The 13,990-nt window shown below is 72.2% G+C and carries 12 protein-coding genes; 9 read left to right on the forward strand and 3 right to left on the reverse strand.

The annotated features are described in order from the left end of the window. The first annotated feature begins 3 nt into the window (after positions 1 to 3). Both Q8791_RS08135 and Q8791_RS08140 read left to right on the forward strand, forming a co-directional pair. On the forward strand, positions 4 to 1,017 hold the full coding sequence (locus tag Q8791_RS08135; RefSeq protein ID WP_330090988.1) for a ferrochelatase: 1,014 nt from the start codon (positions 4 to 6) through the stop codon (positions 1,015 to 1,017). Between the two features lie 350 nt (positions 1,018 to 1,367). After that, positions 1,368 to 3,404 (forward strand): S9 family peptidase, encoded by a 2,037-nt coding sequence (locus Q8791_RS08140; RefSeq protein WP_330090989.1) that lies wholly within the window; start codon positions 1,368 to 1,370, stop codon positions 3,402 to 3,404. 329 nt (positions 3,405 to 3,733) lie between these two features. On the opposite strand, the gene Q8791_RS08145 is transcribed toward Q8791_RS08140, so the two are convergent. Beyond that, positions 3,734 to 3,916 (reverse strand): DUF397 domain-containing protein, encoded by a 183-nt coding sequence (locus Q8791_RS08145; RefSeq protein ID WP_330090990.1) that lies wholly within the window; start codon positions 3,914 to 3,916, stop codon positions 3,734 to 3,736. Between the two features lie 687 nt (positions 3,917 to 4,603). Here Q8791_RS08145 and Q8791_RS08150 point away from each other — a divergent pair. Then, entirely contained in the window at positions 4,604 to 5,416 is an 813-nt protein-coding gene (locus Q8791_RS08150; protein WP_330090991.1) for an inositol monophosphatase family protein, read from the forward strand. 120 nt (positions 5,417 to 5,536) lie between these two features. Here the strand turns inward: Q8791_RS08150 and Q8791_RS08155 are convergent, their stop codons facing one another. Beyond that, positions 5,537 to 5,701: a hypothetical protein gene (locus tag Q8791_RS08155; RefSeq protein WP_330090992.1), complete on the reverse strand. Its 165-nt coding sequence runs from the start codon at positions 5,699 to 5,701 to the stop codon at positions 5,537 to 5,539. Positions 5,702 to 6,387: 686 nt separating this feature from the next. On the opposite strand from Q8791_RS08155, the gene Q8791_RS08160 reads away from it, so the two are divergent. The 3 genes from Q8791_RS08160 to Q8791_RS08170 all read left to right on the forward strand — a co-directional run bounded on the left by Q8791_RS08160 (position 6,388) and on the right by Q8791_RS08170 (position 9,142). After that, complete coding sequence (locus Q8791_RS08160) at positions 6,388 to 7,041, forward strand: response regulator transcription factor (RefSeq protein WP_330090993.1); 654 nt, start codon at positions 6,388 to 6,390, stop codon at positions 7,039 to 7,041. Then, complete coding sequence (locus tag Q8791_RS08165; protein ID WP_330090994.1) at positions 7,038 to 8,288, forward strand: sensor histidine kinase; 1,251 nt, start codon at positions 7,038 to 7,040, stop codon at positions 8,286 to 8,288. The genes Q8791_RS08160 and Q8791_RS08165 overlap by 4 nt, the downstream gene beginning before the upstream one ends. A 557-nt stretch (positions 8,289 to 8,845) precedes the next feature. Further along, entirely contained in the window at positions 8,846 to 9,142 is a 297-nt protein-coding gene (locus tag Q8791_RS08170; protein WP_087100666.1) for a DUF4193 domain-containing protein, read from the forward strand. A gap of 236 nt (positions 9,143 to 9,378) precedes the next feature. Here Q8791_RS08170 and Q8791_RS08175 read toward each other — a convergent pair whose 3' ends face one another. Continuing rightward, positions 9,379 to 9,657, reverse strand: coding sequence for a DUF4235 domain-containing protein (locus Q8791_RS08175; RefSeq protein ID WP_330090995.1), 279 nt, complete (start codon positions 9,655 to 9,657; stop codon positions 9,379 to 9,381). Positions 9,658 to 9,845: 188 nt separating this feature from the next. Here Q8791_RS08175 and valS point away from each other — a divergent pair, with 188 nt between their 5' ends. From valS to Q8791_RS08190, 3 genes are all read left to right on the forward strand, one after another. After that, a complete protein-coding gene (valS, locus tag Q8791_RS08180; protein WP_330090996.1) occupies positions 9,846 to 12,422 on the forward strand; it encodes a valine--tRNA ligase in 2,577 nt (858 codons plus the stop codon). Positions 12,423 to 12,596: 174 nt separating this feature from the next. After that, positions 12,597 to 13,073 carry a dUTP diphosphatase gene (dut, locus tag Q8791_RS08185; RefSeq protein ID WP_330090997.1) on the forward strand — a complete coding sequence of 159 codons (477 nt, stop codon included), beginning with the start codon at positions 12,597 to 12,599 and terminating at the stop codon, positions 13,071 to 13,073. Positions 13,074 to 13,130: 57 nt separating this feature from the next. After that, entirely contained in the window at positions 13,131 to 13,988 is an 858-nt protein-coding gene (locus Q8791_RS08190) for a DUF3710 domain-containing protein (RefSeq protein WP_330090998.1), read from the forward strand. Positions 13,989 to 13,990 lie beyond the last annotated feature (2 nt).

A 13,990-nucleotide genomic window follows, 5' to 3' on the forward strand; every position in this document is an offset into this window, starting at 1 on the left:
TCCATGAGGCCTTACGACGCGTTTCTGCTGATCTCCTTCGGTGGCCCGGAGGGCGAGGACGAGGTCATCCCGTTCCTGGAGAACGTCACCCGCGGACGCAACATCCCCCGCGAGCGGCTCGCCGAGGTCGGAGAGCACTACTTCCTCTTCGGGGGTGTGAGCCCGATCAACCAGCAGTGCCGGGACCTGATCGCCGCGATCACCGACGACTTCTCCTCCAACGGCATCGACCTGCCCGTCTACTGGGGCAACCGGTTCTGGGCGCCGATGCTCGCCGACACCCTCGCCGCGATGCGGGACGACGGCGTGCGCCGGGTACTCGCCCTGCCCACCTCCGCGTACTGCAACTGGTCGAGCCGCACCGCCTACGAGGAGGACATCGCCCGCGCCCGCGCGGCGCTGGGGGAGGACGCCCCCGAAGTCGACCTGATCCGTCCCTTCTACGACCACCCCGGGTTCGTCGAACCACTGGTGGAGCACACCCTCGCGGCCCTGGACGCCCTGCCCGACGACCAGCGACGGGGAGCGCACCTGCTCTTCTCCGCGCACTCCATCCCCATGTCGATGGCGCAGGAGAGCGGGGGACCGGGGCAGGAGTTCGGCCCCGAGGGCGCCTACGGGGCCCAGTTGGCCGAGGTGGCCCGCCTGGTGGTGGAACGCCTCGACCGCGACCACCCCTTCGAGGTCGTCTACCAGAGCCGCAGCGGCCCGCCCAGCCAGCCCTGGCTGGAGCCCGACGTCAACGACCGCATGGAGGAGCTCGCCGCGGAGGGCGTGCCCGCCGTGGTCGTCGTCCCGCACGGCTTCGTCTCCGACCACATGGAGGTCAAGTTCGACCTCGACGTCGAGGCGCGCGAGACCGCCCAGAAGCTCGGCATCGGCTACGAGCGCACGCTCAGCCCCGGCACGCACCCCGCGTTCGTGTCCATGGTGACCGGCCTGGTCCGCGAGTACACCGGCGAGTCGGCGCCCCGGCGGCTGGGCTCTCTCCCGCGCTGCCACGGCTGCGACTGCTGACCCGCGCGGCCCGCGGGGACGACGCGGACAGGCCCCGGAACCCCGAACGGCTCGCGGGGGCGCGGACGCCGCCCCGCCGCGCGGAGGGGCCTCCCGGGCGCCGACGGCCGCGGCCGTCCACAGCTCCCGGAGGGGCCTTCCCACCGCCACTGCGCCGGGCGCATCCTGGAGTCGGGCCCCGTCGCGCGGTCGCGCCGGGGCCGGGGACGAGCACGGTCGCGGGGCACGCCGGTAGGTTGGGTAAACGCTGCTGACTCCGCCCGTCCGCGGGCCGCCCGCACCAGTGGCCGCCCAGGATCTGCCCGATAGGGTCTCCCCAGATCACGAGTCGACCTTCAGGAGTATGTGTCTTGGTTCGTTCCTGGTATGAGCTGCCGGAGTACGTCCGACTTCGCCGCGTCAACGGTCTGCGCCTCTCACCCGACGGCACCCGTCTGGTCGCACCCGTCAGCGGCCTCGCCCCCGACGACAAGTCCTTCCGCAGCGCCCTGTGGGAGATCGACGTCAACCCCGAGTCCGAGGGCGGGCACGCCCCCAGGCGCCTCACCCGCTCCGCCGCGGGCGAGAGCGGCGTCGGCTTCCTCCCCGACGGGTCGATGCTCTTCACCACCGGCAGACCCGACCCCGAGGCCAAGGCCGAGGACAAGGCGAAGGCCGCCCTGTGGCTCCTCCCCGCCGACGGCGGCGAGGCCCGCCAGGTGGCCTCCCGCCCCGGGGGCGTCGGCCCCTTCACCGTCGCCCGGGACTCCGGACTGGTCGCCTTCACCTCCGACGTCCTGCCGCGCAGCGAGGACGACGAGGAGGAGAAGGAGGCCCGCAAGGCCCGGGCGGAGGCCGGGGTCACGGCCATCCTGCACGAGGATCTCCCCGTGCGGGCCTGGGACAGCGACATCGGCCCCGACCACCCCCGCTACTTCGTCGCCGCGCCGCCTGCCGACGACGACGCCCGGCTCGGCGACCCCCGCGACCTCACCCCGGACGCGGGCATGGCGCTCCTGGGCGCGGGAGGCTCCCTCAGCCCCGACGGCACCACCCTGTACACCGAGTGGCGGGTCCCCGTCGGCAAGGGCGCCCACCGCACCGATGTCGTCGCCGTCGACACCGCCACGGGTGAGCGGCGCACCCTCGCCACCGACCCCGCGTACGACTTCGGGCGCCCGCAGGTCTCGCCGGACGGCGGACACCTCCTCCTCGTCCGCAGCCACGAGGGCGAGTACGACGGCGGGCCGCGCGACGAGACCGTGTGGCTGGTCGACCTGGCCACCGGGGAGGGCCGCGACCTGCTCCCCGAGCACGAGTTGTGGCCGCGCGAACTCGCCTGGGCCGCAGACTCGGACGCCGTGTTCATCGCCGCGGACGAGAACGGCCGCCGCCCCCTGTTCCGCATCGACACGGCCACCGGGGCGGTCACCCGGCTCACCGGTGACCACGGCGCCTACAGCGGACTCAACCCGTCCCCCGACGGCCGGTACGTGTACGCGCTGCGCGACGCCTGGGACGCCCCGCCCGCGCCCGTGCGCCTGGCCTCGGACACCGGGGACGGACAGCCCGTGTACCTGCGCACCCCCGGTTCCGAGCTGACCATGCCCGGCACCCTGACCGAGGTCGAGACCACCGCCGACGACGGCACCAGGATCCGTTCCTGGCTCGTCCTGCCGGAGGAGGCCTCCGCCGAGTCCCCCGCACCGCTCATGCTGTGGGTGCACGGCGGCCCGTACATGAGCTTCAACGGCTGGTCCTGGCGCTGGAACCCGTGGCTGCTCGCCGCGCGCGGCTACGCCGTCCTGCTGCCCGACCCGGCGCTGTCCACCGGCTACGGGCAGGAGATGGTCGGCCGCGCCTGGGGCAAGTGGGGACCGCGCACGTACGCCGACGTCATGTCCGCCACGGACGCCGTCGAGGCCCGTGACGACATCGACGCCGAGCACACGGCCATGATGGGCGGCTCCTTCGGCGGCTACATGGCCAACTGGATCGCCGGGCACACCGACCGGTTCAAGGCGATCATCTCGCACGCCTCCCTGTGGGGCCTGGACGGCTTCAACGGGACCACCGACTACCCGCCGGTGTGGGAGCAGGAGTTCGGCACCCCGCTGGACCGGCCCGAGCGCTACATCCTCAACTCGCCGCACCTGCACGCGGCGGAGATCCGCACCCCCATGCTCGTCATCCACGGCGACAAGGACTACCGGGTGCCCATCTCCGAGGGGTTGCGCCTGTGGCGGGACCTGCTGCTCCACGAGGTGGACGCCAAGTTCCTGTACTTCCCGGACGAGAACCACTGGATCCTCACACCGGGGAACGCCCAGATCTGGTACGAGACCATCTACGCCTTCCTCGACCACCACGTGCACGGCAAGGAGTGGGTCAAGCCCGAACTGCTCTAGTGCTGTGACCGGGGAGGTTCACCGGGTTGGCCCACCCCGCCCGACCCACGCGAAGAGGGCCTCCGGCGCCGGTGTGGAGGGGGACGTCCACCACCGGACCGGAAGGCCCTCGACGCCCCGCGCCACCCGCGCCGACGCCGACGGCCCCGCAGGCGTCCGGGGCGGGCGGGAGCTCCGGGCCGCCCGCCCGGGCACGGCGAGGGAACCGGACGGCCGCGCGGCTGTGCCCCGTCCGGGACGGGCGGGGCACCCGGGGATTCCTGCCCCACCTGCCCGCGGGCGGCGGCGACCCGCGGGCCGCGCCGGTGAGGCCAGGCGGAGCAAGGCCGTCAGGCGACCGTCACGAGAAGCGCGGTCCACTCACCGTGGGGGAACTCCAGGTGCCCCCTGCCCCGGTTGCGGGAGTCGCGGACGGCCGTGGTCGTGCCCTCGGACACCTCGACGCAGTTGGTGACGCCCTGGCTGTAGCTGGATGTGTGCCATGTTCGCTGGTCCTGCTCTCGACGACGCATGACGGGTACCCCTTTCTCTTCGCGGTGCCCCGATGCCGGGGGCCGGTGTGCTCGTGGACTCCCGGGGCGCGGAGATCCGCCGCCGTCGAGCGGTCCCGGAGCGGTGCGGAACATCCGTCGGGTGACGGGGTTCCGCGCGGGCCGGAGCCCCGCGGCGCTGCCGGTCTCCGTGCGTTCTTGTGCGTCTCCGGCCCGTGCGGTGTGCCCGGGCGGTGCGGGGGCCGGGCACCGGGGCACGGCCACTCGTTCGTTCTCATGCCTCCTCCGGAACGAACCGTGCCCGATACGGACGAGGTGATGCGCTCCGCCGCCGGAACAGTGCGGCGTACCGCTGGTCGGTACCGGGTACCGGGTACCGCCCCGGCCGTGCGGCCGGCGGTGAGGGCCGGGCGCGGTGGCCTCCGCTCCGGGGGCCGGCCGGGTACGGCCCGGGGGGCCTGTCCGCGTCCGGGCCGTGCCTGCTCCGGTCCCGGCCCGCGCCTGCTCCGCCCCCGCCCCGTGCCTGCTCCGGTCCGCACCGGAATCCGCGCGGGCCGCCTCCGGCCTCCGGGCGTAGAGTGCGGTTGCGGGTTCCTCGCGGGCGTCGGTGACGCCCCGGACCCGCACCAGCATGCGTACCGGGTACCCGGGCGGACCCGCGTCCGGGCGGAGCCGCCCGGGGCCACGCCACGACGGGGAGAACCACCAGTGAGTACCACCCACGCCGCACCCGACCGCGAGAGCCTGCGCGACCTCGCCGTGAGAGTGGCGGCGGAGGCGGGCGACCTCGCCGCCGAGGGCCAGGCGGGCATCACCGTGCTCGACACCAAGTCCAGCCCCACCGACGTCGTCACCGAGATGGACCGCGCCACCGAGGACCTCATCCGGGCCCGCCTGCTCGCCGAGCGCCCGGGTGACGCCGTCCTGGGGGAGGAGGGCGGTGACGACGAGGGCACCAGCGGTGTCCGCTGGGTCGTCGACCCGATCGACGGCACCGTCAACTACCTCTACGGAAGCCCGGACTGGGGAGTGGCCATCGCGGCCGAGGTCGACGGCGTGGTGGTCGCCTCCGCGGTCAACGTCCCCGCGCGCGGGGAGATGTTCGAGGCGGTCCTGGGAGGCGGCTCCCGCCGCAACGGCGAGACCCTCCAGGCTCCTCCCGCGGTCCCCCTGAACCTCGCCCTGGTCGCCACCGGCTTCGGCTACTTCCCCGAGCGGCGGGTCCAGCAGGCGAGGGTCCTCCTGGAGGTCGTGCCGCACATCCGCGACATCCGGCGCGGGGGATCGGCGGCCGTGGACCTGACGGGTCTCGCCACCGGCCGCTACAACGCGTACTACGAGCGCGGACTCCACGCGTGGGACTGGTCCGCGCCGGGCCTGGTCGCCTCCGAGGCGGGTGTCCGCGTGGGCGGGCTCCGGGGCGGGCCCCCCAGCAACGACCTCGTCATCGCGGGTCGGCCGGAGCTCTACGACGCCCTCGACGCCCTCCTGGCGCCTCTGGGCGCCGACACCGACGGCTGACCCCGGATACACGGAAGGCGCGGTGGGAGCCCGATGCCCCACCGCGCCGCGGTGCCGTCAGCCGTCCCGGTCCGGAGGGATCCGGGCGGCTGTCGTCAGTCGACCTGCAGGCCCCGGGGCCTAGACGCCGGTGTCGAGACCGTTGCGAGCCGCGATGCGGCGCAGGTCCTCCAGTTCCGACGCATGCGTGTCGGCGAGGAAGTCGTCTCCGGCGGCCTGCGCCGCCCGGTACGAACTGTTGGTCTCGTTGATACGGACCGTGATCTCCGCGAGGAACTCGCCCATTGCACCTCTTCCAGGGGTAGGCACCGGGGCACGCCGGTGCGCCGGTGCGGATCCGTTCGCGGACGCCGGAGGCGTCCGCGGACCCAAGTGGTCACGACCCTGTGACACGCGTGCGCGCCGCGGTCCGACCCTCGGGTCGGTGGTCCGTGCGCGCATCCCTTACGTGTACCGCACTGTGACCCGGGTCAAACCACCGCCACCCGTACGTGATGTTTCCGTAATCCGCTCCGGTGTCCGGGTCGTGCTCCGCAGGGTGGGAACGACTCCGTGGAGGGGAGTCCGGGGCGAGGGCCCGGCGGTGCCCGTCCGGCCATGGTCAAGGCCGGGGCAAAGGTGTCCCACGACACATTTCCCTCCGGGGTCTTGCGCTTACTTGGTCCTTATTCTTCATGTGTCAGATTCAAGATGTGCGGGGTTGGGTCGCTGCCGACGGTTGGGGGATTCGTCGGCGGCGGCTCCCCGTGCGCGAGGGGGCTGTAAAGCTCCCGGCTCAGCGCCCGTGGTCACACGGGGGTGAGGTGGGCGGCCGGTTCGCGAAACCGCCGCGACGGGTTTACCGTCTCCTTACCCCGGCTGTGAAAGAACGGATGACGCGGCCGGGACCAAGAACGCCGCTGCCGGTGTGTTGGGGGATGCGCCGGCAGCGGCCCCTTTTTTTCCAGGTACCAACGCTTCAGAGGAACAACGTGCGCGTACTCGTGGTCGAAGACGAACGAGTCCTGGCCGACGCTGTGGCGGTCGGACTGCGCCGCGAGGCGATGGCCGTGGACGTGGTCTACGACGGTGACACCGCCCTGGAGCACACGGCCGTCAACGACTACGACGTCGTCGTGCTGGACCGGGACCTTCCGGGCACCCACGGCGACGACGTCGCCCGCACCCTCGTCAACGAGAGCTACAACGGCCGCATCCTGATGCTCACCGCCTCCGGCGGTGTCCAGGACAAGGTCGAGGGACTCACCATCGGAGCGGACGACTACCTGGCCAAGCCCTTCGCCTTCGCGGAGCTCATCGCCCGCGTACGCGCGCTCAGCCGCCGCTCCGCGCCGCCGCTCCCGCCCGTCCTGGAGCGCCACGACATCACCCTCGACCCGGCCAACCACCGCGTGTACCGCGGCGACCGGGAGATCCCCCTCACGCCCAAGGAGTTCGCCGTGCTCCAGGTGCTCATGCGCGCCCAGGGGACCGTGGTCAGCGCCGAGGGGCTGCTGGAGAAGGCCTGGGACGAGAACGCCGACCCCTTCACGAACGTCGTCCGCGTCACCGTCATGACGCTGCGCAAGAAGCTCGGCGACCCGCCCGTGATCCAGACCGTGCCCGGTGCGGGGTACCGGTTGTGAGACCGGGGGAGCGTCCCGAGCCCGGGCAGGTGGAACCCACCAGCCCGGGTGACACCGGGACGTGGCGCCGACTGCACTCCACCTCGCCCAAGGGCGAGGCCGTGGAGCGCTCCGCGGCCGCCGACCGGGTCCACCGCTTCACCGACAACATCAGCCTGCGCGCGCGGCTCACCCTCATCTACGGGATGCTGTTCTTCGCCGCGGGCTCCGTGCTGGTCCTGGTCAACTACCTGGTCGTGGCGGTCCTGCTCAACGCGCTCCTCGCGGAGGAGACCGCCTCCGAGCTGCTCGCCCACAGCTACCTCATCGAGGAGGTCCTCACCCACGTCACGCGGTTCTCGCTGCTGGCGCTGTTCCTGGTGGGGCTCCTGGCGGTGGCCCTGGGGTACGCGGTGGCGGGGCGGGCCCTGTCGCCGCTGCAGAAGATCACCCGCATCGCGCGCAGGCTCTCGGAGCGGTCCCTGCACGAGCGGATCGCCCTGTCTGGCCCCGACGACGAGATCCGCGAGCTGGCGGACACCTTCGACGGCATGCTGGAGCGCCTGGACCGGGCCTTCGACGGCCAGCGGCGCTTCGTCGCCAACGCCTCCCACGAGCTGCGTACACCCCTGGCGATCAACCGGACCCTCCTGGAGGTGGCGCTCAGCGCCCCGGACGTCTCCGCCGACCTCAAGAGCGTCGGCCAGACCCTCCTGGAGACCAACGCCCGCCACGAACGGCTCATCGACGGCCTGCTCTTCCTCGCCAAGAGCGACCGCGAACTGGACGTCCGGGCCAGGGTCGACCTCGGTGAGGTCGCCGGGACGGTGCTCAGCCAGCTCGGCGGCGACCTGTCCGGTTCCGGCCTGTCCCTGCGCCAGGACCTGCGTCCCGCGCCGGTGGTCGGCGACCCCGTGCTGCTGGAGCGGCTCGTCGGCAACCTGGTGGAGAACGCCCTCAAGTACAACGTCGAGGAAGGCGAGATCACCGTCCGCAGCGGCATGTACGAGGGGATGCCCGCCGTCCAGGTGGAGAACTCCGGCAAGGTCATCCCCGCCTACGAGATCGAGGGGCTGTTCGAGCCGTTCCGACGTGGCTCCAGCGACAGGGTCGGCTCCGGCCGCAGCGCCGGTCTGGGCCTGTCCATCGTCCGGTCTGTGGTGCGCGCCCACGAGGGCGTGGTCACCGCGTGGCCGCGTGCGGGCGGAGGGCTGGTCGTCACCGTGTGCCTGCCGGTCGTGCCCGGGGAATCGGGCGAGCGGCGCTGATCCGCGCCCGGAACCGCCCTCGAACCCCTGTGGCGCCGACTGTTCCGGCCCGCGCCGGGGTCCGGGCGCCGCCCCCCGGAGAATCCCGACGGGGCCGGGGGTCGGGGCCAAGCTGCGTTCGGGCGGACTTCGTGGTATCTATACGTGTCCGAAGACACGCCCACCCGTGTCACGAGCGTCGCGCTCGGGTGGGTATGCTTCCCCGGGCGTGGACACGGAGGGAATCCCTCCTGACGTGGGCATGTCTTGGCTTTCGCCCGCCCCTGGGGGAGTGCTTCGCGCTTTGTCCGGAATGGGCGGAAGCGAGTTTTCCAGGTCTACGAGGCGCTCGACGTTGGGTAGTACACAGGGGGCCGACCCTTGGCGCAGCCGTCACATGTGGCCGCCATCGGTCACGATCCCGTGAAATCACTGCTCACCTGTGGACAGTGGCCCGGGAGGGGACACGGTTCACCGACATCGGGAAAACTCATCGGCAGATCCGGGCACAACGAAGGTCTCTCAAGCGTTACACCCGCGCGACGAGGCACTGAACGAGGGGGATGGAGTTAGCAGAGATGGCCACCGACTACGACAGCCCGCGCAAGACTGACGAGGACATCAACGAGGACAGCCTCCAGGAGCTGCAGGCGCGGCGCGTGGACAAGGGCACCGGCACGATCGACGTCGACCCCGACGAGGTCGCGGAGGGCATGGAACTGCCCGGTGCCGACCTGTCGGGCGAGGAGCTCGCGGTGCGCGTGCTCCCGCGTCAGGCCGACGAGTTCACCTGCTCGCGTTGCTTCCTTGTGCACCACCGCAGCCAGCTCGCCGAGCAGCGCGCCGGTCAGTTGGTCTGCAAGGAGTGCACCTGAGTCGACGGGGCGGCCGCTGAACCGTCCCGTCCGAGGGGACTCCCGGTCCGTGACGAGCGGACCCCGCCGCGACTCGACGCGTCCCTCACCGGGGGCGCGTCGCGCGTACCGCCCGGACGCTCCCCGCCCGTCCGGACGCGCGGCCACCGGGAGAACGACGGCGGACGGCCGACCACACACATGGGTGGTGCGGTCGGCCGCCCGCCGCCGTCACGGGGCGCCGGGCGCCCTGGGCCTCAGGGCTCCAACTCCTTGGGGCCGGCGCCGACCAGCTTCGCCCGGGCGGCCCGCACGGCCAGCACCCGGGCCACCTCCACGCCCACGCCGGCCATCACGGCCCAGCTGAGGGCGCGGCCGAGGCTCACGTCGGGGGACTCCAGGTCCGTGGGCGGTTCCTCGCCGGTCACGCGGGTCCAGGCGAAGTTCAGGGCCTTGCGCATCACGAACTCCGCCGCGATCCCGGCCGCGAACCCGACGAGCGCGGGACCGACGTCACCGCCGTCCTTCTTAGACATGTGAATCGTCCACCGTTTCCGTTGGGTGTACGAGGGGGTGCGACGGGCGCACGTCCCTCATGTGCGTACGGGGTGATCCTTTCATGCGGACCCCCTGAGGACAGGATACCCCCGGGGGGTGTTTTTCTCCCGTTGTGACGTCCGGAAACCCGGAGCGATCACGGCCACGGGAGCACTACCATTGCCCCATGACCAACCGCTCTCATTCCTTCCGCATGCCCGACAAGCCTTCGCTGGACGGTATCGAGGCGAAGTGGGTCGACGTATGGGATGAGTCCGGCGTCTACCACTTCGACCGCACCCGCAGCCGCGAGGACGTCTTCTCCATCGACACCCCGCCGCCCACGGTCTCGGGGTCGCTGCACATCGGCCACGTGTTCTCCTACACGCACACCGACACCGTCGCGCGCTTCCAGCGCATGAACGGCAAGGCCGTCTTCTACCCGATGGGCTGGGACGACAACGGCCTGCCCACCGAGCGCCGCGTCCAGAACTACTACGGTGTCCGCTGCGACCCGTCGATCCCCTACGACCCGGAGTTCGTGCCGCCGGCCAAGCCCGACCCCAAGCGGCAGGTCCCCGTCTCCCGGCGCAACTTCATCGAGCTGTGCGACACGCTCACCGCCGAGGACGAGAAGGTCTTCGAGTCCATCTGGCGCACGCTCGGACTGAGCGTCGACTGGCGGCACACCTACGCCACCATCGACGACAACTCGCGCGGCACCGCCCAGCGCGCCTTCCTGCGCAACCTGGCCCGCGGCGAGGCCTACATGTCCGAGGCGCCCACCCTGTGGGACGTCACCTTCCGGACGGCCGTCGCCCAGGCCGAACTGGAGGACCGCGAGCGCCCCAGCGCCTACCACAAGGTCGCGTTCCACAAGCCCGACGGCACCCCGGTCCACATCGAGACCACCCGCCCCGAGCTCCTGGCCGCCTGTGTCGCCCTGGTGGCCCACCCCGACGACGAGCGCTACCAGGACCTGTTCGGCACCACCGTGCGCACCCCGGTCTTCGGCGTCGAGGTCCCGGTCCGCGCCCACCGCCTCGCCGACCCCGAGAAGGGGTCCGGCATCGCGATGATCTGCACCTTCGGTGACACCACCGACGTCACCTGGTGGCGTGAGCTCCAGCTGGAGACCCGGCCCATCATCGGCTGGGACGGCCGCATCATCGCCGACCCGCCCCGCGGCCTGGAGTCCGGCGCCGCCCGCGAGGCCTACGACTCGCTCGTCGGCGCCACCGTCCACACGGCGCGCGAGCGCACCGTCGAGCTGCTCCGCGCGAGCGGCGACCTGGTCGGCGACCCCAAGGCCATCACCCACCCGGTGAAGTTCTACGAGAAGGGCGACAAGCCCCTCGAGATCGTCACCACCCGCCAGTGGTACATCCGCAACGGCGGCCGGGACGAGGACCTCCGCGAGCAGCTGATCGCACGCGGTCGCGAACTCTCCTGGCACCCCGAGCACATGCGGGCCCGCTACGAGAACTGGGTCGGCGGCCTCAACGGCGACTGGCTGGTCAGCCGCCAGCGCTTCTTCGGCGTGCCCTTCCCCGTCTGGTATCCGCTGGACGCCGACGGCAACCCGCGCTACGACGAGCCGATCCTCCCCTCGGAGGACCAGCTGCCGGTCGACCCCAGCTCCGAGGCCCCCGCGGGCTACACGGAGGACCAGCGCGGCCGTGCCGACGGTTTCATGGGCGACCCCGACGTCATGGACACCTGGGCCACCTCGTCCCTGTCCCCGCAGATCGCCTCCGGGTGGGAACGCGACCAGGACCTGTTCGAGCGCGTCTTCCCGATGGACTACCGCCCGCAGGGCCAGGACATCATCCGCACCTGGCTGTTCGCCACCGTCGTCCGCGCCAACTTCGAGAACGGCACCCTGCCCTGGAACACGGCCGGCATCTCCGGCTGGATCCTGGACCCGGACCGCAAGAAGATGTCCAAGTCCAAGGGCAACGTCGTCACGCCGCTGGCGCTGCTGGAGAAGTACAGCTCGGACGCGGTCCGGTACTGGGCGGCGAGCGGTCGCCTGGGCACCGACACCGCCCTGGACGAGGGCCAGATGAAGGTCGGCCGGCGGCTGTCCATCAAGATCCTCAACGCCAGCAAGTTCGTCATGTCCGTCGCCGGTGACGGCGCCACGGCCGACCCGGCCCAGGTGACCGAGCCGCTCGACCGGGCGATGCTGGCCGCGCTCGCCGAGGTCGTGGAGGACGCCACCGCCGCGTTCGCCGCCTACGACCACACCCGGGCCCTGGAGCGCACTGAGCGCTTCTTCTGGGACTTCTGCGACGACTACCTGGAACTCGTCAAGACCCGCGCCTACGACACCGGATCCGCCGAGGGCGCCTCCGCGCGCGCCGCGCTCCTCGTCGCGCTGGGAGCCCTGCACAAGCTGTTCGCGCCCTTCGTCCCCTTCGTCGCCGAAGAGGTCTGGAGCTGGTGGCAGGAGGGCTCGGTGCACGCCCAGGCCTGGCCGGACGCCGCCGCCTACCGGGCCGCGGCCGCCGACGGCGACCCGGTGGTCCTCGCCGCCACCGCCGAGGTCCTGCGCGCCATCCGCAAGGCCAAGTCCGAGGCCAAGCTGTCCATGCGCGCCGAGGTCGAGCACGTCCGGGTGTCCGGCAAGCGGGTCGAGTCCGCCCGTGCCGCCACCGGTGACATCGCCGCGGCGGGCCGTGCCGCGGGGATCGACTTCCAGGCCACCGACGACACCGACCTCACCGTCGAGGTGACCCTGTCGGAGGCTTCCGAGGGGTAGTGGCGGAGCCGCGGCCGAGCGTCGCGGAACCCGGGCGCGACGCAGCCCGGGCACAGGGGCGGGGCCGGAGTCGATCCGGCCCCGCCCCGTCGTCGCGGCACCCCGGCGCGTCGTGCGCGAACCGGCGGCGCCGAACACCGGGGCAACGCCCGGAGGGCGATAGGCTCGATCGATGTGAGTACCACTGCCCCGGAAGGCGGCCGGATCCCGATCACGGTCCACCGCCTGGACCCCGGCCTCCCCCTGCCCGCGTACGCGCGTCCCGGTGACGGAGGGGCCGACCTGTACACCGCGGTCGACGTCGTCCTCGCCCCCGGCGAGCGCGCGACGGTCCCCACGGGTCTGGCGATCGCCCTCCCCGACGGGTACGCGGCCTTCGTGCACCCGCGCTCCGGCCTCGCGGCGCGCAGCGGCGTCACCATGGTCAACGCGCCGGGCACGATCGACGCCGGGTACCGCGGTGAGATCAAGGTGATCCTGCTCAACACGGACAGGGACACCCCGGTGAAACTGACCCGGGGCGACCGGATCGCACAGCTGGTCGTCCAGCGGGTGGAGCATGCCGTGTTCGTCGAGGCCGACTCCCTTCCGGAGTCCGCCCGGGGGACGGACGGTTTCGGTTCGACCGGGGGCCACGCCGCACAGCGGTGACGGCGCCCACCAACCCCGGTGCGATCCCGGGACCAACGGAATCGGAGAGGTGAAGGCGTGTTTGGACGCCGCCGCAAGAAGCGGGACAACGAGACCGACAGAAGGGGAACGGAGGCCGGTCCCACCAGGGGCGGGGCCGCCGGAGACGTCTCCTTCGGCAACGAGGTCGAGCCGGAGGGCCCACGGGACCAGCCGGCCAAGGACGCGGACCGCTACCGTGCCACCGGCCCGTGGGACTCCACCGAGAACGCCCCCGAGGCCGGCCGTATGGACCTGGGCAGCATCCGGCTGCCCATGGAACAGGGCACCGAGATCCAGGTGAACGTCGCCCAGGATGGCAAGGGCAAGCAGAAGATCATCGGTGTGACCCTGGTGCGCGGCAAGAGCGCGCTCCAGGTGCAGCCCTTCGCCGCCCCCAAGTCCTCCGGACTGTGGGACGAGATGCGCGAGGAGCTGCGCGAGCAGGTCGTCAAGCAGGGCGGCAAGGTCGAGGACCACGACGGCACCTTCGGCCCCGAGCTCAAGGCCCTCGTCCCCGTCAAGGGGCGCACGACCGAGGACGGCAAGCAGCTCGCCCAGCGGGTGCGCTTCATCGGCGTGGACGGTCCGCGCTGGGTGCTGCGCGGTGTGATCCGCGGAGACGGCGCCTCCAAGCCCGAGGTGATGGCCGAGATCGAACAGCTCTTCGCCAACATCGTCGTGGTGCGCGGAGACCAGCCGGTTCCGCCGAACGAACTGCTCCAGATCACCGTGCCCAAGGAGATCCAGGACCAGATGGCCCGGGCCGCCAAGACGCGCGCCGCCCAGCAGGCCGCCCAGCACGGCAACGCCGGGCGCTCGCCCAACGGCGCCGCGCCGGACACGGCCGGGCCCGCCGTCCCCGGCGACGCCCCGAAGGGCTCCGGGGAGTCCTGACC

This window comes from Nocardiopsis codii (genome assembly GCF_036327455.1).
Taxonomy (GTDB): Bacteria; Actinomycetota; Actinomycetes; order Streptosporangiales; family Streptosporangiaceae; genus Nocardiopsis; species Nocardiopsis codii.

What these genes read in the sequence shown, in the direction of transcription:
- Q8791_RS08145 (WP_330090990.1), bottom strand. Translation starts at nt 3,916, where the DNA reads ATGCGTCGTCGAGAGCAGGACCAGCGAACATGGCACACATCCAGCTAC.
- Q8791_RS08135 (WP_330090988.1), top strand. Translation starts at nt 4, where the DNA reads ATGAGGCCTTACGACGCGTTTCTGCTGATCTCCTTCGGTGGCCCGGAG.
- Q8791_RS08175 (WP_330090995.1), bottom strand. Translation starts at nt 9,657, where the DNA reads ATGTCTAAGAAGGACGGCGGTGACGTCGGTCCCGCGCTCGTCGGGTTC.
- Q8791_RS08170 (WP_087100666.1), top strand. Translation starts at nt 8,846, where the DNA reads ATGGCCACCGACTACGACAGCCCGCGCAAGACTGACGAGGACATCAAC.
- valS (WP_330090996.1), top strand. Translation starts at nt 9,846, where the DNA reads ATGACCAACCGCTCTCATTCCTTCCGCATGCCCGACAAGCCTTCGCTG.
- Q8791_RS08155 (WP_330090992.1), bottom strand. Translation starts at nt 5,701, where the DNA reads ATGGGCGAGTTCCTCGCGGAGATCACGGTCCGTATCAACGAGACCAAC.